Below are 24,255 nucleotides of genomic sequence, written 5' to 3' on the forward strand. Positions count from 1 at the left end.
CGATATTATGATGAAAAAATATATTACTTATCTGTTATTTTTTGGATTTCCTTTATTTGGATGCCAAAGCAAAGTGGCTGAAAATTCTGCATATCAACAAAACTGGATGCAGCTGGAACAGCAGAATAAAGCAATTGCTTTCGATGCTGATGTAAAGTTATCTGATGCTGAAATTGCTTTGGATCAAAAACTATTTCAGATAAGAAAAGATTTCCTGGCCGGAGCAGAAAAGCAAAAAGTATCTTTATATAATAGCTCATTTAATGAATTAAAACCTCTGATTGAAAGCAGTAAATTATTTGAGATCTTCCAATCAATGCCTAAAGGAGGATTACTGCATACGCATAGTGGCGGGATCACGGATGCTAAATGGGTAATTGCTGCAGCAAGAAAATATAAAGAATGCTATATCTATGATCAGGCGGATACCAAAGATTTTATTTTCGGGCAGCTGGCGTTTTTTCAAGATGGGAAAGTCCCAAAAGGATTTGTCAGCCTTGATCAAAAATTGAGTTCCGAACCCGGCTTTGAAAAACAGTTGACAGAACTTCTTCTGCTGAAGCGGGAATCACTCTGTACGTATTCGGATTACTGGATTGAATTTGAAAAACGCTTTACAAGGATAAGCCTCCTGTTACCTTACCGTCCTTTTTTCAAAGAGTATTATAAAAAAGGATTTGAAGATTTAGCGGCAAATAAAGTACAGCATGTAGAAATAAGATATGTTTTTGATGAATTGTACGATTTTCAGCATGGAAAATGCCCTCTGAAAACTTCAGTCACAGATTTGCAGGAAGTAGTGAAAGAGATACAGAAAAAGTACCCGGAATTCAGTCTGAAATTAATTTACTCAAGTTTTAAATTTTTAGATCCACAGGCTATAGGAAAACAACTTGAAACAGCTTTTGAACTTAAAAAAGAATTTCCGGATGTTATTTCAGGTTTTGACCTTGTGGCCGATGAGGCTGCCGGGAATAGTATTTACTCTTTTCGGGAAGATTGGGCGAAACTGAATGAACTCAGTAAAAAGTATGGCGTAAAGATGCCTCTTTTCCTTCATGCAGGGGAAAGCGTTTCTGTCTTTAATAAAAATATGATCGATATTGCATCACTGGACAACCCAAGAATCGGACATGGTTTGAATCTGATCTATTTTCCCAAAACTATGGAACTGATCAAAAAACAAAATAAGCTTGTTGAGGTTAGCCCGATCAGTAACCAGGTTTTAGGATATGTGAGTGATCTGAGAAATCATCCTGCAAGAGTTTTGCTAAGTAACGGAATACAGTGTTCCATTAACAGTGATGATCCTAGTGTTTACGGATACGAAGGTCTTGGATATGATTTCTGGGTCGCGTATATGTATTGGGAACTTGATGTAAAAGCCCTGAAGAAGCTTGTTTTTAATTCAATTAATTATTCGTCTCTGAATGAAAGTGAAAAGAAACAGTCATTGACGTATCTGAATAAGCAATGGGATGATTTTGTTAAGGAGATGAATGGCAGGCTTAAGTAATCAGATATACTATAAATATAAGAAAAGCATCATTATTTTAATGATGCTTTTTTTGTGAGCAGATCTCAATATTTCATTACTAGTCCGGATCCGGATAGAGTGGTGGACAGCTGTTAAGGCGGTCACATTTCATATCAAGCGTCTCGCATTGTCTTGGTGTACACATCGGATAAGATAGATCCGGATCATTTCCTCCTGTAATTTTTTTCAGTTCTCTTTTGGTGAGCTTTTGGGGTAAGTTTTTTAAGTTTTTCATAAAATTGGTATTTAGTTTTTATTTTTTTATAAAAAATACATATCCAATATACATAAATAAACTTTATTAAAATATGATGTGAGGAGCGAATGAGAATTCCGTAAATTCCTTTTCAAAGTATTTAATAATGGATACAACAATATAGGATTAATATTCACTTTTATTATGTATGATCCGATGATTCTTATGTAGTTCTCACTTTACTAGTCTTCTTTTTCCATTCCTCATATTTTTCCTTCATGCAGTTTCCGCAAGGCCTATAGTTATATGTAAGCGCTTCTTCTTCGTTTTTAAAGAAAACACGGTTTTCGGTCTTCATTCTTTTACCTGAAGAACACGAAAGTAAACCATAAATCTTTGCTTTTTTATAACCACCAAGTGTTATAACGCCATTACGGATCAGAGAGCTGAGCGCTTTTTTTCTTTCCTCGGAAGTCTGGCCGAGATCGGTATGCTTTATCATCTTATTGCTTGATATTGGTTTCCAGATTTATTTTTATCTCAAAAAGTCTTTTAAACCGTTTTGATGGAGGTAAGACTTAACTCAATCCATCATGGAAAATAATACCCAGGCTGTGCCTGTGTCCACTGTAAACAGGACTTACACCATGTTTCATATGAACCCGGTAATACCCTTTAGACCCTTTCACCGGACGGAAATTGGTTGTGAGTATCAGCATATCGCCCCGGTTGGGTTTTAATACATTAGCTTTGGATTGCGCACGGGGAATCTGCTCTGTTATAACAAATTCTCCTCCTGTATAATCCTCCTCTGTCTGATCTAGCATAAAAACGATCTGCATCGGAAAATAAATTTCACCATACAGATCCTGATGCAAGGTGTTAAATCCACCTTCACTATATTTTAATATTAATACTGTTGGCTTTTCCTGGTTATGTTCCATACAGAGTTTTTTCATCTCCTTATGTGTGGAAGGGAATGTTTTTTCGATAGCAAGTTCCTGCATCCACTGATTGGCCACCGGTGCTATTTCAGCATATACCTGTTCCCTGATCGTGGTAATGAGTTCAGGTAAAGGATATTGGAAATATTTATACTCTCCCCGGCCAAAACGATATCGTTCCATATTGATGGTTTTGCGGTACGTGTTGTCTGCATTGTATAAAGCAATTAAATTGTCACATTCCATTTTGCTTAATACATCCCGGACAATCACAAAACCCTTATCGTGCAGTTCTCTTTTTACTGAATGCCAATCCTTCGCAGCAAGCCTCTTTTCTATATCTTTCATATCATGATCTTTATGAAGTAAAATTAGCTTTACACAGAGAAATAAGAAATCCGAAACTTGCGGTATTGTACTAAAATTGATGTGGATTTTCTTTAACGATGCTATTGTTGCAGCCATATGCATATCCGCATCTTACTATCGCAGTATATGGTCAGTATCTTTTTATTTAAATTTCAGACCTATCATGAGTATCATTGTGGTATCCATAGCGACTTGCTCGTGTCCACGTTTTACATGTTCAAAACCATATGCCTGATTGAGAAGAGCTGTACGTTTTATAGCAACATCCTTTTTACTATAAGGATGAGCTTTGTCCTCCTCATTGTTTTTCTTCTTGGCATGATTATACATTAGCCCTTCAGATAATATACGATCGCTTATTAGGAACGATCTATTACTCTGTAAGCGCATGTCGGTAAGCCTTTGTCCTGTGCTTGTGTCGACTGGTGACATAAAAGCAGGTTCCGATAGGGCACACCTCGCACAGGTATATTTAAGTAAAAGTTTTCCTTCAGACAAATAACCTTCAAAAGGTACGGACAGGTAAATATCAGCCGGCCGGCTGTACATTTGGTAAATGGCCGTCATAATAGCTGGTTCAGCACAGTTACTTGGCATCCAGTTTTCAAGCATAGTGATCCTGTTTTGTCTATTTTTATTGTCCCTATATTCGGGAGTTTGCAGGAAATATAAGCTGGATTGCATTGAAGGTGGTTTTATGCCAAGGCGTTGCATAATATCCACGTGCTTAAGTAACCTTTCGACTGTTTTTTCATAAGAATTACCGGCTGCATCTATGGGATCGGGGACTCCCATACTGATATAACTATTTCTTTCAATCTGTACTTCTTCTAAATTAAATTTTTCACCATAAGGTCTGATACCAGAGGCTCCAAAGACAGGTCTGAAAGTTGCTCCACTACGATCTTTCATGTGTCCCTCTTTAATGTACATAATACAAATACATCCTTTCCTGCTACCAGGTAATATGCCTGTTTCTCCTGTAAACAAATTATGCTTCATTAAAAGTTTGCGCGCATGCTGATGCATGATTTCATGTCTGTTAATTTTGTTGGAACTGTTGAATGTGAGCCACCGGCTTTTTGGGAAAATTGCTGCCAGGCGTGAGTCACTAGGCAATAACATAACACCTGATTTTATAAGCGATATATAACGTTCATCAATTTTCAGAAACTGAGTAACTTCTTTGAACAGCTCTTTTTCTTCTTTTTTTATCCTGATAGCTGTTTCTTTTTTCTCATCTTCGAGGTCTTTTTTTGTTTTTTTTATTTTTTGATCATATGATCGCTCAGACTTTCTAATTATTTTCCTCTTGTATCCTTCATGGGTACGTTGCCTGAAATGTATTGGTCTGGAACGTTCATATTCCAGCTGGCGAATTTGATCTGAGTATCTTTTTTCAAGTTTAGCCAATTCAATCTTAGGCTTATCCACCATATCTTTCAGGTGAGACATAATAGTCAGATAATTGATCTTATAATTGTACATTTTTTTCATTCTGCTTAACTCAGCTTCTAAGATTTTGTGCTCTTCCGTATCGGGTGTAGATGAGATGTAATTTTGCCTTATACGGTTTATGTAATACAAATCCTCTTTCAGGTAAAAGCTGACATCTTTTTTTACAATCTTTAAGTCATATTCATAGTCCTGTAGTGATCCTTCTGAACCCCATTGAAATCTTTCATCGTTGTCAATATCCAGGCTTTGCAAAATAGTTTGTATCTGAGATAGGTCTTCCTTTTGCTTTACAAGTTTTTCTTTCATAATATTATTTCTTAAGCGATATGTAATATTTTCATTTCTCCATTTTTGTGGTTTTATTTTCCATCTTATGGGACATTATGATTCTGGAATTCTATTGAACTGAATCCCGAAACATCTCCATAAACCAGGTTTGTATTGCTAATTTCCTATGAAAATTGAATTTGTGGGTCAGGGCATACCCCTATTTTTTGTAAATCAGGTGTTGGGTTGGGGTATTGTTTTCTTTTTTCTTAATGAATTGAGCATATAGGTTTTAGACTACAGAGGTATTGGTTTTACAATGTTTTACCATAAGAAAGATTTACCCCTTGAGAAACATAAAAAGATAAAAAGTGATTGATGAATATGATTCAGGTCATAAAGTATCCGGTTTTACTTTTCTAAATTCGATGTGAAACAGAAATGATCTTCTCCGGTGTAAGGGATGATTTTTTTTATTTTACTGACCAAACCAATTTAATTATATTATGAAAAATTCAATTTTAACCCTTCTTGCAGTTTCCACGATGTTGGCCTGTAAGAAAAGCGAAACAACGACAGTTAATCAACCGATGGACAGTACAGCAGTGGCTCCCTCCGTTGATTCACCAGCCGTGACGGCCGATTCTACCACTGTAACAGGCACTACCAATACCAAAGTCTCTCTTTCGGATCAGGATAAGAAATTTGCCGATGGAGCAGCTCAGGGAGGTTTGATGGAGGTAATGATGGGGAAGCTTGCCGCGACGAATGCTTCCGACAAAAATGTAAAAAACCTGGGTGAAATGATGGTAAAAGATCACAGTAAAGCGAATGAAGAACTAAAAAGCTGGGCGTCAACAGTTGGTTATACTTTACCAACAAGTTTAGATGCTGAAAAACAAAAGAAGTACGATGAGCTGAAGTCTAAAAAAGGAGCAGAATTCGATCGTATGTATAGTGATCTTATGGTGAGTGACCACAAAGAAGATATTGCAGAGTTCAAAAAAGAAGCTGCTGATGGTCAGGAAGCTTCACTGAAGTCATTTGCAAGCAAAACCTTACCAACTTTGGATCACCATTTAATGGAAGCACAAAAAACAAAATCCGGAATAAAGTAAAAATAAAGCCACAAATTGTAAGAAACGTAAATCTTAGAATGATGTGTGAACCGTTTTTTTCGATCCTGTGGCTTTATTTTATTAATCTTACGGATTAACAAATAATAGAAGATTCGAAAACTGCACGTTTTCGAATCTTTTTATTTGGAGATAGATAAATACTATTTAAACACCCTGTTTTCATACAGAATATTGTCATCTTCATCAAAACTGATGATCAGTACCTTATATTGTTTTGCGGTGTCGTTATTGAAGAATTTAATTCTTGGAGGAACATAATCACTGTCATACAGATTAGGATTCCAGTAAAGCGTTTCCCGGGTGTCATTTTCAATTTTCTTTGCAGGATCATCCGTATCCAGTGTTTCAATAGGAAATTCTGATGGTTTGTCGTATCCCTTTATAACCGATAGGTTGTTCTTTTGAGGATCCTTCTCGTTACTTTTAGATTTCATATTGCCTCTCATTGTATAGATGAGTACTGCGTTACCGATTAGTCCGGAACCCTTAATAATTTTCACCATGGCAATATTGTTGACCGGAAGGCTGGTGATCATACTTGCATCGGTAGGGGTTTCATCCAGGTAAAGCTTGGCTTGCTGACCACGGATATAGGGTACATTGATCGCTGAGTTATTTCTCTGGAATGTTAAACCGGCAGCTCTTCCCTGCAGCCAGTCCAATATATTGGTTGATCCGGCGACATGTTGGTCCTCGTTAACGAAATCGAATATAGTGGAATTCACGGAACTGAACATTCCCGAGGATAGTTGTTTGTTTAATTCTTCTTTGGGATCCTTCTTTTTTCCTGTTAATTGTACTTCTTCAATTTGGACATCAATATGTTCCAGCTTTTTAATATTTTTCTGAGTGTTGATGGCTTTTGAAATGGCCGGAGGAAGTTTTTTATTCTCAGTGGCTGTTACCAATGTGTATTTCGTAGCCGGCAAGCTTCCTTTAAAGGGTGTTGGGGTAACCAAGGGTTCTACCGTCACGAATAAATGATCATTTTCTGATTCCTTACCCTTCTCAGAATTTGCAAATACGGAAACGTTCAGGGGTTCATCAAAACTAAGATTGTTCAAATAAATATATCCCATCTGATCGGTTCTGAACTGATTGATACTGGGTTCGTTTTCCCCTAATTTCAGAACTACGTTTACATTGGTATCTCTCATCAGGGCGTTGTCTTTAAGGGGTTTTATCCTGTAAGAAAGAAATTTCTGAGAATTGGCTTTAATGACGGGAACCGTTCCGCTAAGTACTGAATTCCAGTCAAACCTTTTCCAGTTTTCAGAAATAAGCAGGGCATCCAAAGCTTCGGTATTGGCATTTTTAGAGAAGTATTGGGCTGGACTGTCTATTTTTGAAGAAAGATCTCCTGTTAACCAAAGGCTGCTCAGGATATTCTCTTCTTCAGTTGTGTTACTTCCGTCATCCTCACTTACCAGAACCGTATAATTTTTAAAATAAGACTCCGGTGAAAGGTCGATACTGTTGAAGGATCTTGGTGTCTCTTTTAAATTCTGGCCAACAATTTCTGCTTTCTCAATCTTTAAATTATTCGGTTTGATAAAGCAAAGTCTTTTTGCGACCAGATTGTCCTGTTCATCAAAAATAGCCAGCTGTAAAACACCATTGGCCCCATTGCTGATTTTTGTAGGGATCGTGCTTGAGACTTCACTGGTTGATTGGGTAATATTTGCCTTGTAAGCTAAGTGATTATTAATGGTGCCTACAATTTTATAATTCTGAAGCTGTTGTTTTAAATTGACTCCTTTTAAACTGTATTTTATCCCTTCATTCGAGCTGGAAACTTCTACATGGAGACCACTGTCTGCAACTTCGGGTAAATTGATGGTTTGTTTTTTTCCTGTATTATCCTCAATGATGACCTGGTATTTTTTTCCTGATGCCGGCGTTATTTTAAAAGAAGCTACATTTTTATCAAGCGAGGTGAAAGTGGTTATAGGAACATTTGGATTTTGTACGTCTATTATTTTTCCACTCCATTTTTCCGGAAGAGAAACATTGCCATAAAGTCTTACAGCAAATTTTGTAGGTGTACCATTAATGAAGTTTCCACCTTCAGGAAACGCTTTGGCTGACCAATCTGAATTTTTAGCAACTTCTAATGCTTTAGTTGAGGTAGGATTGTAAACCGGAAGGGTTTTAACAATTTGGAAATCATCGCTGAAATTCGTCATGTACGGAGTATAGGCCCTTACAAAATAAACCTGCTCCGGAAGGTCTGCTTTAAGCTTGAAATCTCCGCTGCCTTCGCCATTGGTAAGAAGTACTGTTTTCCAGTCTATTAACTTCTTATCGGAATCGTACAATTCCACAAACAGGGTGGTGGATAATGTCGAACGGTTGTAACCGTCAAATACAAAACCTTTAAACCAGATCTGGTCTCCCGCTGCATATTGAAGTTTATCGGTAAGGAGGTATACTTTTTCCTGTTCGTAATTATTTTCAAGATTAGTGATTGCTTTTTCCAGTTTGGTTTGTGATAATAAGGGTTGAACCGTTGAAATCAGCATTAAAAAGAAGATATTTTTCATAAAAATCTTAGTGCATTTGTCCAATGCTAAATTACTCAATTAAAGATTCCGAATTTGATATTTGTCTTTTAACTTAAAAAATTAATAAGATTTTAATTAATTATGAGATTTATATATAAAATTTTGGTTATAAGCTTGTTTATAGTTTATTAATATACATTTTTTTTTCCTCTCTTTTTATTCTGTTCCTTGGTGTTTTAAAATTGTTTAATTAATTGTTTATTAAAATGTTATTGGATTTTATGATCATATGATATTCTTTAATTTAAATGCTCTTACCGATTGGCTTATACGACTTTTAACAAAAATAAAATACAATAAAGGTATATTTATATTCTTTTATAAGTATATTTGTGTACTAATTTATTCGATATGAATTATGATCTTATCAAAACAGTGGTAGAGCTTATTCAGCAATTTATGGAGCAAAATGAAGACAAAGCTCTATACAGTAACGACATCCAGGGTTTTGCGGAATGGTTAATTATTTCGCATCCTGAGGATTCTGAATCAGAACCTGGATGGCTGCGGATGGAATCAGGAAGGAGCACCGACAGTATTATCAATACTTTATTGACAAGGATGGGGAGATATGCAAAATCTTACTCGCGATCAACAACCTACCACTCCGTTTTTTCAAGCCAGGATGATTTCATTTACCTTATAAGCCTGAAGTCTGTAGGACCCATGACCAAAATGGAATTGATAAGACGTAATGTGCATGAAAAATCTTCGGGCATTCTTATTATTAATCGTTTGATCAGAAATGGCTGGGTAAAACAGGAGATTTCTCAAAAAGATAAAAGAACAAAACATGTTCAGCTAACACAGGAAGGCCTTACTGTATTAAATGAGCATATGGATGAAATCCGTAAAGCCTCAAGGGCTGTAGTAGGAAACCTTACCCATTCTGAACAAATGCTGTTCATTGCCATACTCTCTAAATTGGATGAATTTCATCATTCCCTTTACCGTATGAATCTGGAAGCCCAGGAATTACTGGACGCTGTCTATAAAAAGCTGAACTGATGAAGTTTAAAAGTCTGTGTTAAAATGATTAAATAAATGATAACGAATACCAATAGCTTAAGAAAAAGAATTGCCGTGATAGGCTCGGGATTTTCCGGACTTTCTGCTGCTGCGTATGCTGCAAAATCAGGACATGAAGTACATGTATTTGAAAAGCATAACCAGCCTGGCGGACGGGCAAGACAATTTAAAACGGAAAACGGGTATGTTTTTGATATGGGACCAAGCTGGTATTGGATGCCTGATATCATTGAAGACTTTTTCAGTGATTTTGATTATAAAGCATCCGATTTTTTTCAATTGGTATCGTTAGATCCTCAGTTTGAAATGGTTTTTTCAAAAGAGAAAGTCTCAGTTCCCGAGAAAAACAGTGAAATCCGGGATTTATTTGAAAAAATAGAACCCGGAGCTGGCCGGCGTTATGATCAGTTTATGCAGTCTGCTCAATTCAAATATGAAACGGGGATGAAAGACTTTGTGACAAAACCATGTTACAGCTGGCTTGAATTCGCTTCTTTAAAAATAGCGGGTAGTGCTCTGAAACTTGATCTTGTAAGTAATTTCAGAAAATATGTTTCGGGCTACTTTTCGGATCCGAAGCTCAGATCACTGATGGAATTTCCCGTTATATTCCTCGGTGCTTCACCGCAACATATTCCCGCATTGTACAGCCTGATGAATTACGGAGGATATGTCATGGGAACAAAATATCCTATGGGAGGATTTTATCAGCTTGTTCTTGCCATGAAGAAGGTGGCAGAAAAACAAGGCGTAACTTTCCATTTTAACCATAACGTACAGCAGCTCAATACTGAAAAAGGCAAAGTTACTTCCATCAGGATCAATGGGGAAGACCATGAATTTGATGCCGTCATTGCCTCATCAGACTATCATCATACCGAAACATTAATTCCTGAATCCCTCAGAAACTATACCGATGCCTATTGGAAAACCAGAACCTTTGCTCCTTCATGTCTCATCTACTATCTCGGTGTTAAAGGGAAAATTCCTCATTTAAAGCATCACACCCTGTTTTTTGAAAATGAGCTTGACGATCATATAGATTGTATTTATAAAGATAAGAAGTGGCCGTCAAAACCCTTGTTTTATGTATGCTGTCCTTCAAAGACAGATCCGGATGTAGCACCTCAGGATGGCGAGAATCTTTTCTTGCTGTTGCCTCTTGCTCCGGGAATACATGACGAAGAGTCTCTAAGAGAGCAATATCTGATGAAAATGCTTGCAAGAATTGAAAAACATACGGGAGAAAGCGGTCTCCTATCCAGAATTGAATACAAAAGAAGTTATTGTGTCAGCGATTTTATTTCAGATTATAATGCTTATGAAGGTAATGCCTACGGATTATCCAATACATTATCCCAGACGGCTGTTTTAAAACCTAAAATAAGAAACAAAAAGATTAAGAATCTTTTTTATACAGGACAATTAACTGTTCCGGGACCGGGTGTTCCTCCGTCAATAATTTCCGGAAAAATTGTAGCGGCTGAAGTTAGTAAACTAAAAATAAATTAATATGAAAAAATTGTTTGATGAATTGTCTTACGAAGTCAGTAAGAGCACCACACAAAAATACAGTTCCAGTTTCTCACTAGGAATATTGGCATTGAAGCCATCCATCAGACCTGCTATTTATGCTATTTATGGTTATGTACGCCTGGCAGATGAAATTGTTGATAGTTTTCATTGCTATGATAAAGAGAGACTTTTGAAAAGATTAAGAGCTGAAACCTATCGGGCACTGGAAGAGGGTATATCGCTGAATCCCATTTTGCATTCCTTTCAGGAAACAGTTCGCAGGTATGATATCGATACAAGGCTGATCAGGCAGTTTTTACACAGCATGGAAATGGATCTTCATAAAATTGATTATAACTCGGAACTCTATGATGAATATATCTATGGCTCTGCTGAAGTGGTGGGTTTGATGTGTCTGCAGATTTTTACTGAAGGTGACAAACAGCAATTTGAAAAGCTGAAACCGTTTGCCATGAAATTGGGCTCTGCTTTTCAGAAAGTTAATTTTTTAAGGGATTTGAAAGATGACTATCAGGTCCTTGGACGAACCTATTTCCCGTCTGTAAATATGTCTGTCTTTGATAACACCGTGAAAGGGCAGATCGAAAAAGAAATTGAAGGAGAATTTAAAGAAGCATTACAGGGAATTAAAAAATTACCAGGTTCCTCTATGTTCGGAGTATATCTCGCATACAGATACTATCTGTCATTGTTTGAAAAAATAAAGAAGACAAGCTCTCATCGTATTTTACAGCAAAGAGTCAGGATCGCTAATTCACAGAAACTTTTTGTTGCGTTCAAAAGCTATATAAGATACAAAGCTGCTTATTTCTAATTAATAAAAAGAATGTTACACAGATTATACAGGGAGCAACAATTAAATTGTACTATCGAATCGGTCTGGAATTTCTTCTCATCGCATGATCATTTTTCTGAAGCAACTCCTGAAGTAATGAATTTTCTGGTTGTTTCGGGTATTCTGGACCGGCCGGTTTTTAAAGGAATGGAAATAGAGTATAGGGCCTTTTCTTTTTTAGGAAGCCCGATCAAATGGGAAATGATGATCAGCCAGGTAGAAGATTATAAAAGCTTTACCGGCTTCCAGAAAAAAGGTCCGTATAAGTATTGGAATCATTTTCATGAATTCATTCCAAATGATAAAGGAGTATTGATGAAAGATACTGTAGATTATGAACTTCCCCTGGGGATCATAGGAAGAATAGCCCATCGGTTATTTATAAAGAAAAAGCTCGAAAGTATATTCGATTTAAGGTCCGGCGTTTTAAATGCTCTTTTTAACAATAATGATTATTAACATGAATTTTCTGATCGTCTTAGGTGTTTTTATTTCAATGGAAGGCGCAACATGGCTCATCCACAGATATATTATGCACGGTTTTCTCTGGAGCCTGCATCGCGATCATCATGACCATAGTCATGATGGAAAACTGGAAAGAAATGACCTCTTCTTTTTCATTTTCGCAAGCCCGGCCATTGCTCTATTATACCTTGGAGTAAAACAGGAATTCAGTTATCTTTTTTTTGTAGGCCTTGGAATAAGCCTTTATGGAATGGCCTATTTCTTTGTGCATGATATTTTTATTCATCAAAGGGCAAAGGTCTTTACTAAGACAAAGAATCCGTATTTCCTTGCCATCAGACGTGCCCATAAACAGCATCATAAACATCTGGGAAAGGAAAGCGGGGAGTGCTTTGGTTTTTTGTGGGTTCCTGTAGAATATTTTAAAATGTATTTCAATAAAAAATGATGCCTTATACTTACATACTAATCAATTTTTTCACTGTTATCATTTGCTTTTTGGCTTCTTTTGATAAGAGAATACAGTTTCATAAGCTTTTCGGAAAGTTTTTGATTTCCTCTGCTATTGTAGCCATTCCTTTTATTGGCTGGGATATATGGTTCACTGCAAAAGGGGTGTGGTGGTTTGATCTCAGGTACACTATGGGATTTAAGATGGCCGGACTTCCTATTGAAGAGTGGCTGTTTTTTTTCTGCATTCCCTTTGCGTGTGTTTTTACCTACTACTGTCTGGACAAATTTTTTAATCTGGACTGGGCCAATGCTTTCAATAACCTGATCGTATTTGCTGCCGTTATTATCCTCAGTGTTACAGGACTTCTTTTTTATGACAGAATATATACCCTGGTAACGATCATTGTTACGATTTTCACCCTTTGTTATCTCCATTTTATAGGTAAAAAAGAATGGATAGGGAAAGCAAGCTTTGTGTATCTGGTCTTAATGCCGGGATTCTTTGCTGTAAATGGAATACTTACCGGTTCTTTGATTCAATCTCCAGTGGTGAATTATAACGCTGATGAGTTTATGGGGATCAGAATGGGGACCATTCCTGTCGAAGATGCTGTGTATGGTTACAGCCAGTTTTTGCTTATTATTTATTTCTTTAAAAAACTGACTGAAAGTAAAGAACAGAAAATTCCCAGCTATTAAACAAATACTATACTTTAATTGTAAAAGATACCTCATGGAGAAAGTAAATATTTTTTGGTTCAGAAGAGACCTTAGGCTGGAAGATAATGTTGGGCTTCATCATGCCCTTACCTCAGGGTTAAAGGTTGTTCCTGTTTTTATCTTTGATACTGAGATCCTGGACCGTCTTCCGGATAAAAATGATAAACGAGTAGATTATATTCATCAGGCTTTGCAACGGATGCATCAGACTTTGCAAAAATACAACAGCGGACTTACGGTTTATTATGGTAGTCCCGTCGATGCCTTTAAAAAACTAACGGAGGATTTTACTATTGATACGGTTTTTTGCAACAGGGATTATGAACCTTCAGCCATACAAAGGGACCAACGGGTAGCTGATCTGCTGCTGAAAAGTCATATTGATTTTAAAGATTTTAAAGATCAGGTACTGTTTGAGGGTAATGATATTGTGAAGGATGACCTTTCTCCTTATACCGTTTTTACTCCGTATTCTAAGAAATGGAAGGCAAATTTGAAAAACGTAGAAACTTTTACCATACAATTTGATCAGTTTGCAGATTATAACGGGCCTTCGGAGATCATCTCACTGAAAAAAATCGGATTTAAGAAAACAGACCTTGAATTTAAAGAACCTGAGCTGAAAAAGAATATAATAGATTCTTACGGAAAATACAGGGATTTTCCAGCTATGGATCATACCACACACCTTGGGATCGCACTGCGTTTCGGTACCATTTCGGTAAGGAAATGTATACGGTACGCTGTTAAGCATAATGAAGTCTGGCTTAATGAGCTTATCTGGAGGGAATTTTTCATGCAGATTCTGTATCATTTTCCAGATGTTGTCCATCATTGTTTTAAAAAGAAATATGAAGATATTAAGTGGAGGAATGATGAAAAAGAGTTTAAGGCTTGGTGTGAAGGTAAAACAGGATATCCTATTGTGGATGCCGGAATGAGAGAGCTCAATCAAACCGGATTTATGCATAACAGGGTAAGAATGATCACTGCAAGTTTTCTTACCAAACATCTGCTCATTGATTGGCGATGGGGAGAAGCCTATTTTGCTGAAAAATTATTAGATTATGATCTCGCAGCCAATAACGGGAACTGGCAATGGGCTGCAGGTTGCGGTTGTGATGCCGCACCTTACTTCAGGATATTTAATCCATATGAGCAGGCTAAAAAATTTGATAAAGACACTAAATATATCACAAAATGGCTTCCCGCAGATTACAAGGAAGAACCGATTGTAGAACATGCAAAAGCCAGAGAAAGAGCATTAAAAATTTATAAGGAAGCATTAGCAGAATAACGAAAAAGACATGGCAAAAAAAGGAATTTTATTAATCAATCTTGGTTCACCAAGATCAACGGCGGTAGAGGATGTAAAAGAATATCTGGATGAATTCCTGATGGATGAAAAAGTGATTGATTACCGGTGGATTTTCCGGGCACTTCTGGTTCGTGGAATTATTTTAAATACCCGCCCGGCGAAATCAGCAGAAGCTTATAAAACCGTCTGGACAGATGAAGGCTCTCCACTTATTGTTATAACAAAAAAGATACGGCAAAAGCTGCAAAAGCTCGTGGATGTTCCCGTTGAAATAGGAATGCGGTATGCTGAACCCAGCATTGAAACAGGCATCAGGAACCTGGCTGAAAAGGGAGTTACTGAAATTATTTTACTTCCGCTTTATCCCCAATATGCGATGAGTACCACCGAAACTGTGATTGAAAAAGCTGAAGAAATAAGAAAGACAAAATTTCCCCATATAAAGATCAATTACATTCAGCCTTTTTATCATCGGGACCTGTATATCAATTGTCTGGCAGAAAGTATCCGGGAGAAACTTCCTGAAAATTTTGATGCCTTGTTGTTCTCTTATCATGGGGTTCCGGAAAGACATATTTATAAAACGGATCCAACGAAGACCTGCAATATGAATGATTGCTGTTATAAAAATACCCTTCCGAGCCATTCGTTTTGTTACCGCCATCAGTGTTTTAATACCACCGAGCAGGTGATCAAAAAACTGGGATTACCTAAAGATAAAGTGATTGTCTCTTTTCAGTCCCGATTGGGAAAAGACAAATGGATTGAACCTTACACAGATCATACATTAAAAACGATTCCCGGAAAAGGAATTAAAAATCTTGCTATTGTTTGTCCTGCATTTGTTTCAGATTGCCTTGAAACCCTGGAAGAAATTTCAGTTGAGGGAAAAGAACTCTTTCTCGAAGCAGGTGGTGAAAATTTCAATTATATACCTTGCCTGAATGATGAAGACCGGTGGATCGAAGTCATCCGGACACTTTGCGAAGAACAGCTGAATCAATTTTATTTGGTCTAGCTCATAATGGTAAGCTATAGACTTGTATGAGGAATTTGGTATATTTGTAAACTATTTAATTAAAATGAATTACACGCTTATTAAAGATTGTATAGATCTGTTACAGGAGTTTGAAACGGAAGTCCGTTCCAATCCTGATTTATATCCGGGCAATATCCAGGGCTTTAAAACATGGATTTCTGCTCAGGGAAATATGGGGTCAAATTCTTTAGAGGAGCCTTATTGGGAGGGTAAAGAGAACGGAAGGACGCCGGAAAGTGCTATCAGTACACTGCTCGTTCATCTGAATCGGTATGCAAAAACCTATTCAAAATCTGCTATTCTGGATTCTGAATTTTCCACCCAGGAAGATTTTATTTATTTAATTAATTTAAAGGCGTTCGGAGAAATGACAAAGATGGCTCTTATCAAAAAAAATATTCATGATAAACCGGTAGGTATGCTTATTATTGCAAGATTGCTGCGCCAGGGACTTATAGAGCAGACCGAATCCGAGATCGATAAACGCAGCAAATTGATCCGTATCACGGAAAGGGGATTATCGATTTTAGAAAAACAAATGGAAAAGATCCGCCAGGCAACTAATATTGTGGCAGGAAACCTTAATTATAACGAAAAGATGGAACTTATACGTATTCTCAATAAGCTGGATCGCTTTCATTATCCCATTTTTTCACGGAACATCCATTCCGATCAGCTGATCAATACTGTATATGAAGAGTATATATTGAAAGATTAATAGCTTTTTTACCAGATAATGAGGGGATAGAAGATCAATATCACTTACTTGGTAAGTTTTAATAACTCTATTACGACCATTTATCGTTATGCTCATCCCTTTTTAGTTCTCTTTCCACCTCGTTCACTTCAGTTAGTGGAAGGTCGTAAGTTTCATCAATATATTTAAGAATATTTTGATGGATCTCATGATTTAACTTTCGGATAAAAAGCTGGTTAGTGGTTTTTAATAATCCGATAAGATGATTTTGGGATTGATCCCTGTTAAAAAAAGATTTTTCAATAGATGCCCTTTTATCATCATTTACAATAATATCTTTAAAAACTGTATTCATGAGCACAGTCTGAAAAAATGATTCTGCAGGTAAGAGCGTATGTAAATAATAATCCTCAAAATCCATTACCCGCTTGTTATTGGTTAAAAAGGAACATGTTTCTCGGGTGAACATAAACCATTTTCCGCCGATATAAGGAGTAACACCGTCCATGAATGCCCTTTTATAAATCATAGAGGAGATTTTATGGGTGAGTTCCGTGAAGTGGTTCTGTATCCTCTGAAGCGTAGCAGGTCTGTAAAACTTCTGATCATAATAAAAAAGATAGTTCCTGCCATTATTTACTGTGAGAAACTGACGGATAATATTTTGTGATTTAAGCGGATAATCTTCTCCGCTTAGGTTGACAAAATAATCCCATTCTGCGTTCACATTAAGTAAGTATTCCATGGCATTAAGTTCTGCCTGAATCATACTGAATCCGCCAGCTACGATATTTATGCTTTCCAGAATATAAACGTTGGGAAAATGTACCAGATACTGCTGGATTTCCTCGGTAAACTCTTCTTTGGCTTTCCGATCTATATGAACCAGGTAAAACTGATCACGGGTGTAAATTTTTTCGAACATTGCCTTAAATATTTCCGGCTTGTGGTGTACCATGATAAAATAAGCAATTCGGATCTGGGAAGACGGGTTACTACCTGATTTGTGGGATAAGGGCTGCGGTACTGCGGTGGTTTGCATATGTTGGAATTATAAAATTATCCGCTCTATGCAAACAATTAGATTTATGGGGGTAAGGTATGAATATATTTTTGATAATCAGTTGATTAATGTATGTTGAATGCCTCCCTCAATAAATCTTAGCAACCAGGAACCATGAAATTTTGACAGTATTTCAGAAAAAATATCACAGCATATCGACTGGTATTTTTTTTGTTGACTTTCCACATAGCCGGCCAGCTACCTTTACACTGTCGTTTAAACGGATTTTACTTGTTTGAATCTAAAGATTGAAATATTTAAACCCTAATAGTTATAGAGATATGCTTTGGACAGTATGTGTTTTGTGTATGACAATTTTAGGTCTGATGTTTTTGCTGAAAAAACTTAAGCAGCCCTATCTTATCGCTTATATTATTGCCGGGGTATTGTTGGGACCCTATGTTTTCAGAATTGTAGATAAACCAGATGAAATAGAAGTTATTGGCGAGATCGGGATATTGTTGCTGATGTTCTTCATCGGAATGGAAATCAATATTCCGAATAAAAGAAGTCTTATTATTAAGCCTGTGATGGCGCAGAGTATTAAAGTGTTGCTGAGCTTTGTATTTGCCTATCTCCTAGGAAGGATACTTCACCTGGACTATAAAAGTATTCTCCTGATTGCCATCCTTTTCATGTTCAACAGTACAGCAGTTGTTGTCGATTTTATGAAGAGGCATAGAACGTTAAATACCGCCTTTGGAATAATTATACTCAATATCCTGTTATTGCAGGACCTTCTTCTTGCTCCAGTACTGACCCTGCTGAAGTTCTGGAGTGGTGAAGAATTCAACATCTTTAACTTTGTGCTTCCTTTAGCTTTATGCATCGGTATTTTTTTAATATTCAGGAAGGTCAGAAATTTAAGGGAGATCAGAATTTCAAGTACTTTTCTTGAAAATGACCATGATCTGCAGGTTTTTTTTGGCCTTTTTATCTGTCTTGGCTTTGGTCTTATTGCGGAAACCATTGGTCTTAGTGCCGCATTGGGAAGTTTTATAGCAGGAGTTCTGGTTGGAAAAATACAGGCATTCCACTGGCTTGAAAACTCTTTGTTGCCCTTCAAGGTTTTCTTTATTTCACTTTTTTTCGTATCCATTGGTCTAAGACTGGATATTAATTATCTTTTATCCAATTATATGCTGATTGGTATCGGTACTTTAGTCGTTTTAATAAGCAATAGTATTATGTCATCCGTTTTCTTTCGGATTCTGAACTTCAGCTGGAAAGACAGTTTTTATGGTGGAGCATTGCTTTCTCAGACCGGGGAATTTGGGATCCTGGCACTATCTATTGCCTATAAATCCGATATGGTAGAATATGATCTGTATAAAGCCGGATTAGGTATTACCTGTTTGTCTCTATTGCTATCCACCTTTTGGATCAGTTGCGGTGCATTCGTTAAGATTCGTAAATCTGTACGCACTTAAAATAAGAAATGAGAGATATGGGATTGAAATCAGGACTCATTTTGTGTCACAAAAATGAAATTTTGACAGAAATTCTGAAAAAATATCACCATTTATCCGGTGGTATTTTTTTTGCTGGTTTTTAAGTACAGCTGGCCAGCTGATGTGTTATTAAATAATTGTTAAACTTATTTAAAAAGAGATTACTATGAATAATCTAATGAAAAGAAACGGAAACAGCAATTTAGGCATTTCAAACATCTTTGATGATTTTTTTAGTCGTGAACTTTTTAACTGGGGTAATAACAATTACTCATCTACCAGTACAACCGTACCATCGGTAAATATAAAGGAAAACGGAGATGCGTATGAGGTTCAGGTTGCTGCACCTGGAATGGATAAGAATGATTTTGATATCAGCCTTGATGGTAACCTGCTGACCATTTCATCCATGAAACAGGACAGTAGTGAAACAAAAGAAGAGAACTTCACCCGAAGAGAGTTCAGTTATCAGTCCTTCCAGCGTAGTTTTGAACTTCCGAAAAATGTTGTTGACCAGGATAACATTAACGCGAAATATGAAAACGGATTGCTTATGCTTACTATTCCTAAGAAGGAAGATGCAAAGCAGAAACCACCAAGAAGGATTGAAATATCATAAAAATATTTAAAAAAATGGCTACCCATGGTAGCCATTTTTTATTAAAAGAGAATGAATAGCAGTATTTATAAACCAAAAAGCTGAAGTGAAATCTCCAGCTTTAATTAATTGTATCGGTTATTATATTAACCGGTTACTTTCAATGATTGAATATATCCGTCAGACAATTGAAAATGATACTTCAAAACAATAGGGCTGCCAGGAAAGTCTCCTAAAACTTCTGCCGATAAAATATTTTCATTTTCATTATAGTCTAAAGGCTTCATAGTAGCATTGTAATCTTTGTTGGCTTTATCAATCCATTTTTCAATTTCGGTTTTTCCGTTATGAGTTTTGCCTTCATCAAATACTTCTGCATTTTCATTAAAACAATTGGCATAAGCAATACTGTCAAAATTGTTTTGGGCTTCGATTAAATCTGTGATAACTTTTGGTAGGTTCATTTTTTATTTTTTTAAGATGATTAAACTGTTGGCACTGTGCCACCATCGATTACAAATTCAGTTCCGGTTAAATAGCTGGCTCTTGGTGAAACTAGGAAACCTACTAATTCAGCAACTTCTCCCGGTTCTGCGGGTCTGTCGTAAGGTATTCCACCCAATGCATCCATAACACTTTGCATGGCCTCTTCTTCTGTACTATTTGCATTTCTTGCAATCTCACCCAGCCACGCTGTGGATGCCGTTGTATTGATCCATCCCGGTGAAACAGTCAGCACGCGGACACCTTTGGGGGTTACTTCATTTGACAAACTTTTACTGTAATTGATCAATGCTGCCTTTGCAGCTGCATACGGCAAAGTAGAATCATACAACGGCAGTTTACCCTGGATTGAAGCAATATGAATAATAACACCGCTTTTGCGCTCTATCATTTGTGGTAAAAACCCTCTGTCCAGTCTGACCGGAGCAAGCAGATTGGCTCGAAGAGTTGATTCCCAATCTTCATCGTTCAGTGCAATGAAGCCTCCCGCAGGTGTTGATGAAGAACCAAGGTTGTTCACAAGAATGTCGAGTCTGCCATAAGTAGACAGCACTTCGCTGATGACATTTTGTGTTCCTTGAGCTGTACTTAAATCGGCCGAAATAAAATGCAGGTTTTCATTTTCTTTTTCAGGCTTGTTTCTCGCTGTAATAATAACCTTTGCACCGGCTTGTAGCAATCTCTCTGCTATGGCTTGTCCGGCCCCTTTTGTTCCTCCTGTTACCAAGGCAATTTTACCTTGAAGTTCATTGTTGTAATTAAATTGATTTTCCATTGTCTAATTCTTTGATACAAATTTCCGAAGTATCACTATTTTAGGCAATAACGGAAAATCGAATTGCATAGGGATAATTTATTCCCCTATTGTACAATTTGGTACATTGAGCTACATTTGTATATGCATGAAAGAAAAATACCTTTGAATTTGAACTGTGGCCTTGACCTTATTGGTGAAGTCCTTTATGGCAAGTGGAAAATCCGCCTGCTATGGTTTATCTATCAGGGACATCTGCGTCCAAGTGAATTACAGCGTAAAATTCCTGATGCATCAAGGCGTGTATTAAATATTCAATTAAAAGAACTTGAAGAGCATGAACTTGTCACTAAAAAAATCTATGCTCAGGTCCCTCCCAAAGTTGAATATTCACTCACAGATTTTGGTAAGACACTAATTCCTGTAATTTCTGTATTAGGCGGTTGGGGCGACGAGAATGAAGATAGACTAAGAAGAGTGATTCTGTCAAGAATGGGAGAGCATGATAAACATTCATAGCTTGCTTGATTTAATTATTAACGCTCAAAACAACGTTAACTATTTAATTGGTGATTCTTATTAAATTTTTCTCAAATCTATTTCTGTTTACGGATACGGCTTAAAGTTTCTTTTGTAATTCCCAAATACGATGCAATAAGATGTTGTGGAAATCTTTGTAAAAATGCAGGATGAGTTTTAAAAAGATTATGATAACGTTCTGCTGCGGAAAGGCTTATTGCATTATTGATGCGATTTTGCATCGCTATGCCGTGGTTCATATCCAATCGTTTTGTCAATTCATTTAAAGCCGGAACTTTTGTCATTTCGTTAATGTCTTCTTTTGAAATCATCAACATCTCAGTATCCTCATAGGCTTCAATAGTATAAATGGACGGTTTTGAGCCTAATAGACTTTCTCGATCAGCTACCCACCAGCTTTCCAGATAAAGGTTGATGACGTTTTCCTTTCCAGAGTCGTCCACAGAATATTGTTTCATTGCTCCCTTAATGATGAAACCGCAGTATTTGCAAATTTCTCCCTGCTTTAGAAAAAACTGTTTTTTTTCAATTTTTTTGTAAACAAATAACTCTCGTATAAATTTTTTGTCATCAGAACTTAATGTGGATGAGCTGTGAGCTTCGATATAACTGAAAAGAATTAAAAAACTGTCCTGATTGATATTCATAGTTAGGTCCTGAACTGATTTCTTGATTTACGAATTTAATGAAAATTATCTGGTCATTAAAAGTTATTATCAAATCCGTTATCAAAATAAATCATTGAATCATTTTGATGCAAAATATTTATTATCAAATATCAACAACTTCCAGACTTGGATGCCTGTAAATTTGCGATATAAATAACCTTTAAAATATAATTACAATGGCTACAAAATGGAACCTAGACCCGACACACAGTGAAATAACTTTCAAGGTAAGACATATGATGATTTCAAATGTCAAAGGAAATTTCACCAATTTTGATGTGCAGCTTGAAGCAGAAGACGATACTTTTACCAATGTAAAAACAGTAGCAACTATTCAGACAGATTCTATATCTACATACAATACCGATAGAGACAATCACCTGAAATCGGCAGACTTTTTTAATGTTGAATTACATCCGGTAATCACTTTTGAAGCTTCTGCATTAAGCAATGAAGTAAAGGGTGATCTTACCATTAACCACATTACAAAACCAATTACTCTTGATGTGGATTTCAACGGAATTAAAACAGATCCTTACGGAAATACGAGAGTAGGATTTTCTTTTGAAGGGAAAATCAATAGAAAAGATTTCGGACTTACCTGGCATGCTGCGCTTGAGGGCGGAGGAGTAATGGTAAGCGATGAGGTGAAACTTGCGGGCGATTTACAGTTTGTAAAACAGCAATAAGAATCAAATAGCAAACAATAGAAAAGCCTTTGAGGTTCCAAAGGCTTTTGTTTATTTATGATCGGAATTTTAATGGAATTTACTTCCATTGAACTTTCTTTATACAAAACTAAATAATGCAATCATAAAACTACGATATTTCGTAGTTTTTTTATTATGATATTTTAAATAATATTCTGTAAATCAGGTGTTTTGTTGTTTTGGGCTATTTTTTGACATTATGCTCATAAGTTTAATTCAAAAAATAATACAACAATGAGCACATTAACATTAAAAGACGGAACAGAAATTTTTTACAAAGATCAGGGACAAGGACCTGTCTTGATGTTTCACCACGGGTGGCCATTATCATCTGATGACTGGGATGCACAGGTAATTTTCTTTTTACAGAAAGGCTACAGAGTGATTACCCACGACAGAAGAGGCCACGGACGCTCGAGCCAGAATATCTACAATCATACTATTGAACAATACGCTTCTGATGCTGCAGAACTGGTTGAATTTTTAGATCTGAAAGATGTTGTACACATCGGGCATTCAACAGGAGGTGGAGAAGTGATCCGTTATGTTAACAAATATGCAAACGGAAGAGCTAAGAAAGCGGTTCTGATCAGTGCCATTCCGCCGGTAATGGTTAAGAGTGAAAATAATCCTGACGGTGTTCCGATGTCAGTTTTTGATGATATCAGAGAACAGACGATGAACAACAGAAACCAGTTTTATTATGATCTTACTTTCCCTTTCTATGGCTATAACAGAGAAGGAGCGAGTGTAAAGGACGGAGTTCAGAGAAACTGGTGGAGACAAGGATTGATGGGAGGAATTGTTGCTCATTATGACGGGATCAAAGCCTTTTCAGAAACAGATTTAACGGAAGATTTAAAAGCTGTGGATATTCCTGTTTTGGTGATGCATGGTGAGGATGACCAAATCGTCCCTATTGCCAATGCGGCATTAAAATCAATTAAATTACTAAAGAACGGAAAACTGATCACATATCCGGGGTTCCCTCACGGAATGCCTACTACAGAGCATCAAACCATCAATAAAGATATTTTAGCTTTTATTACAGAATAATCAGCATTCTTTACCAATGAATACGATACAGCCAGCTTTTGATACGTTGACTGAGGCCGTTCAGTGGCTTAATCAAAACGGATATACAGAAGATTTTAACCTTAAAAATGATTGCATCAGGCTCAATAATTTTCTTGATGTTTCTCCGGAAGACTTTAAAATACGATATACATTCCGCTTTGAAGGAGATACCGATCAGGGAGATGAAGAAGTAGTCTACGGCATCGCTTCCGACAAGTATTCTGTAAAAGGCATCCTGACGAGCGCTTACGGAATCTATGCCGATACTGTAAGTACAGAACTCATCAGAAAACTATCATCCAATTAACGTAACCCCAATTATTT

General features: G+C 36.7%; 26 protein-coding genes. 17 read left to right on the forward strand and 9 right to left on the reverse strand.

Annotated elements, in window-relative coordinates; genetic code table 11:
- Positions 1-7: 7 nt before the first annotated feature.
- Positions 8-1,516 (forward strand): adenosine kinase, encoded by a 1,509-nt coding sequence (locus tag AAEU33_RS11600; RefSeq protein WP_345987626.1) that lies wholly within the window; start codon positions 8-10, stop codon positions 1,514-1,516.
- Between the two features lie 79 nt (positions 1,517-1,595).
- Here AAEU33_RS11600 and AAEU33_RS11605 read toward each other — a convergent pair whose 3' ends face one another.
- From AAEU33_RS11605 to AAEU33_RS11620, 4 genes are all read right to left on the reverse strand, one after another.
- Positions 1,596-1,772, reverse strand: coding sequence for a hypothetical protein (locus tag AAEU33_RS11605; RefSeq protein WP_273648494.1), 177 nt, complete (start codon positions 1,770-1,772; stop codon positions 1,596-1,598).
- Positions 1,773-1,956: 184 nt separating this feature from the next.
- Positions 1,957-2,235 (reverse strand): Ada metal-binding domain-containing protein, encoded by a 279-nt coding sequence (locus AAEU33_RS11610; protein ID WP_306614667.1) that lies wholly within the window; start codon positions 2,233-2,235, stop codon positions 1,957-1,959.
- Positions 2,236-2,311: 76 nt separating this feature from the next.
- A complete protein-coding gene (locus tag AAEU33_RS11615; RefSeq protein WP_345987629.1) occupies positions 2,312-3,025 on the reverse strand; it encodes a 2OG-Fe(II) oxygenase in 714 nt (237 codons plus the stop codon).
- Between the two features lie 162 nt (positions 3,026-3,187).
- The gene (locus tag AAEU33_RS11620) at positions 3,188-4,810 is read right to left on the reverse strand and encodes a hypothetical protein (RefSeq protein WP_345987631.1); all 1,623 of its coding nucleotides are present in this window, start codon (positions 4,808-4,810) and stop codon (positions 3,188-3,190) included.
- A gap of 467 nt (positions 4,811-5,277) precedes the next feature.
- Here AAEU33_RS11620 and AAEU33_RS11625 point away from each other — a divergent pair, with 467 nt between their 5' ends.
- Positions 5,278-5,889: a DUF4142 domain-containing protein gene (locus tag AAEU33_RS11625; protein WP_345987633.1), complete on the forward strand. Its 612-nt coding sequence runs from the start codon at positions 5,278-5,280 to the stop codon at positions 5,887-5,889.
- 161 nt (positions 5,890-6,050) lie between these two features.
- On the opposite strand, the gene AAEU33_RS11630 is transcribed toward AAEU33_RS11625, so the two are convergent.
- Positions 6,051-8,453 carry a hypothetical protein gene (locus AAEU33_RS11630; RefSeq protein WP_345987635.1) on the reverse strand — a complete coding sequence of 801 codons (2,403 nt, stop codon included), beginning with the start codon at positions 8,451-8,453 and terminating at the stop codon, positions 6,051-6,053.
- 372 nt (positions 8,454-8,825) lie between these two features.
- Here AAEU33_RS11630 and AAEU33_RS11635 point away from each other — a divergent pair, with 372 nt between their 5' ends.
- From AAEU33_RS11635 to AAEU33_RS11675, 9 genes are all read left to right on the forward strand, one after another.
- Positions 8,826-9,482, forward strand: coding sequence for a MarR family winged helix-turn-helix transcriptional regulator (locus AAEU33_RS11635; RefSeq protein ID WP_345987637.1), 657 nt, complete (start codon positions 8,826-8,828; stop codon positions 9,480-9,482).
- Between the two features lie 36 nt (positions 9,483-9,518).
- Positions 9,519-11,015, forward strand: a complete 1,497-nt coding sequence (locus tag AAEU33_RS11640) for an oleate hydratase (protein ID WP_345987639.1) — start codon at positions 9,519-9,521, stop codon at positions 11,013-11,015.
- 1 nt (position 11,016) lies between these two features.
- A complete protein-coding gene (locus AAEU33_RS11645; RefSeq protein ID WP_273648485.1) occupies positions 11,017-11,853 on the forward strand; it encodes a phytoene/squalene synthase family protein in 837 nt (278 codons plus the stop codon).
- 12 nt (positions 11,854-11,865) lie between these two features.
- Positions 11,866-12,333, forward strand: coding sequence for an SRPBCC family protein (locus tag AAEU33_RS11650; protein WP_172279167.1), 468 nt, complete (start codon positions 11,866-11,868; stop codon positions 12,331-12,333).
- A gap of 1 nt (position 12,334) precedes the next feature.
- Positions 12,335-12,787, forward strand: a complete 453-nt coding sequence (locus AAEU33_RS11655) for a beta-carotene hydroxylase (protein WP_345987642.1) — start codon at positions 12,335-12,337, stop codon at positions 12,785-12,787.
- Positions 12,784-13,491, forward strand: a complete 708-nt coding sequence (locus AAEU33_RS11660; RefSeq protein WP_172279163.1) for a lycopene cyclase domain-containing protein — start codon at positions 12,784-12,786, stop codon at positions 13,489-13,491. The genes AAEU33_RS11655 and AAEU33_RS11660 overlap by 4 nt, the downstream gene beginning before the upstream one ends.
- 34 nt (positions 13,492-13,525) lie before the next feature.
- The gene (locus AAEU33_RS11665) at positions 13,526-14,809 is read left to right on the forward strand and encodes a deoxyribodipyrimidine photo-lyase (protein WP_345987644.1); all 1,284 of its coding nucleotides are present in this window, start codon (positions 13,526-13,528) and stop codon (positions 14,807-14,809) included.
- Between the two features lie 10 nt (positions 14,810-14,819).
- Positions 14,820-15,848, forward strand: a complete 1,029-nt coding sequence (gene hemH / locus AAEU33_RS11670; protein WP_345987646.1) for a ferrochelatase — start codon at positions 14,820-14,822, stop codon at positions 15,846-15,848.
- 64 nt (positions 15,849-15,912) lie between these two features.
- Entirely contained in the window at positions 15,913-16,587 is a 675-nt protein-coding gene (locus AAEU33_RS11675; RefSeq protein ID WP_345987648.1) for a MarR family transcriptional regulator, read from the forward strand.
- Between the two features lie 70 nt (positions 16,588-16,657).
- Here the strand turns inward: AAEU33_RS11675 and AAEU33_RS11680 are convergent, their stop codons facing one another.
- Complete coding sequence (locus AAEU33_RS11680; RefSeq protein ID WP_345987650.1) at positions 16,658-17,608, reverse strand: beta-1,6-N-acetylglucosaminyltransferase; 951 nt, start codon at positions 17,606-17,608, stop codon at positions 16,658-16,660.
- Positions 17,609-17,937: 329 nt separating this feature from the next.
- Between AAEU33_RS11680 and AAEU33_RS11685 the strand changes: the two genes are divergently transcribed.
- Together AAEU33_RS11685 and AAEU33_RS11690 are read left to right on the forward strand one after the other, a co-directional pair.
- A complete protein-coding gene (locus AAEU33_RS11685; protein WP_345987652.1) occupies positions 17,938-19,059 on the forward strand; it encodes a cation:proton antiporter in 1,122 nt (373 codons plus the stop codon).
- A gap of 187 nt (positions 19,060-19,246) precedes the next feature.
- Positions 19,247-19,699 (forward strand): Hsp20/alpha crystallin family protein, encoded by a 453-nt coding sequence (locus AAEU33_RS11690; RefSeq protein WP_172279151.1) that lies wholly within the window; start codon positions 19,247-19,249, stop codon positions 19,697-19,699.
- A 125-nt stretch (positions 19,700-19,824) separates the two neighbouring features.
- Here AAEU33_RS11690 and AAEU33_RS11695 read toward each other — a convergent pair whose 3' ends face one another.
- Together AAEU33_RS11695 and AAEU33_RS11700 are read right to left on the reverse strand one after the other, a co-directional pair.
- On the reverse strand, positions 19,825-20,142 hold the full coding sequence (locus tag AAEU33_RS11695; protein ID WP_172279149.1) for a nuclear transport factor 2 family protein: 318 nt from the start codon (positions 20,140-20,142) through the stop codon (positions 19,825-19,827).
- 20 nt (positions 20,143-20,162) lie between these two features.
- A complete protein-coding gene (locus tag AAEU33_RS11700) occupies positions 20,163-20,957 on the reverse strand; it encodes an SDR family oxidoreductase (RefSeq protein WP_345987654.1) in 795 nt (264 codons plus the stop codon).
- A gap of 144 nt (positions 20,958-21,101) precedes the next feature.
- Here AAEU33_RS11700 and AAEU33_RS11705 point away from each other — a divergent pair, with 144 nt between their 5' ends.
- The gene (locus AAEU33_RS11705; RefSeq protein WP_228456963.1) at positions 21,102-21,455 is read left to right on the forward strand and encodes a helix-turn-helix domain-containing protein; all 354 of its coding nucleotides are present in this window, start codon (positions 21,102-21,104) and stop codon (positions 21,453-21,455) included.
- A 77-nt stretch (positions 21,456-21,532) separates the two neighbouring features.
- Here AAEU33_RS11705 and AAEU33_RS11710 read toward each other — a convergent pair whose 3' ends face one another.
- Positions 21,533-22,123: a Crp/Fnr family transcriptional regulator gene (locus AAEU33_RS11710; protein WP_345987656.1), complete on the reverse strand. Its 591-nt coding sequence runs from the start codon at positions 22,121-22,123 to the stop codon at positions 21,533-21,535.
- Positions 22,124-22,320: 197 nt separating this feature from the next.
- Here AAEU33_RS11710 and AAEU33_RS11715 point away from each other — a divergent pair, with 197 nt between their 5' ends.
- From AAEU33_RS11715 to AAEU33_RS11725, 3 genes are all read left to right on the forward strand, one after another.
- On the forward strand, positions 22,321-22,833 hold the full coding sequence (locus tag AAEU33_RS11715) for a YceI family protein (protein WP_345987658.1): 513 nt from the start codon (positions 22,321-22,323) through the stop codon (positions 22,831-22,833).
- A gap of 255 nt (positions 22,834-23,088) precedes the next feature.
- Positions 23,089-23,910: an alpha/beta hydrolase gene (locus AAEU33_RS11720; RefSeq protein WP_345987660.1), complete on the forward strand. Its 822-nt coding sequence runs from the start codon at positions 23,089-23,091 to the stop codon at positions 23,908-23,910.
- Positions 23,911-23,926: 16 nt separating this feature from the next.
- Complete coding sequence (locus AAEU33_RS11725) at positions 23,927-24,238, forward strand: hypothetical protein (protein WP_002978753.1); 312 nt, start codon at positions 23,927-23,929, stop codon at positions 24,236-24,238.
- Positions 24,239-24,255: the final 17 nt, after the last annotated feature.

It is taken from the genome of Chryseobacterium sp. Chry.R1, assembly GCF_039645525.1.
GTDB lineage: Bacteria > Bacteroidota > Bacteroidia > Flavobacteriales > Weeksellaceae > Chryseobacterium > Chryseobacterium proteolyticum.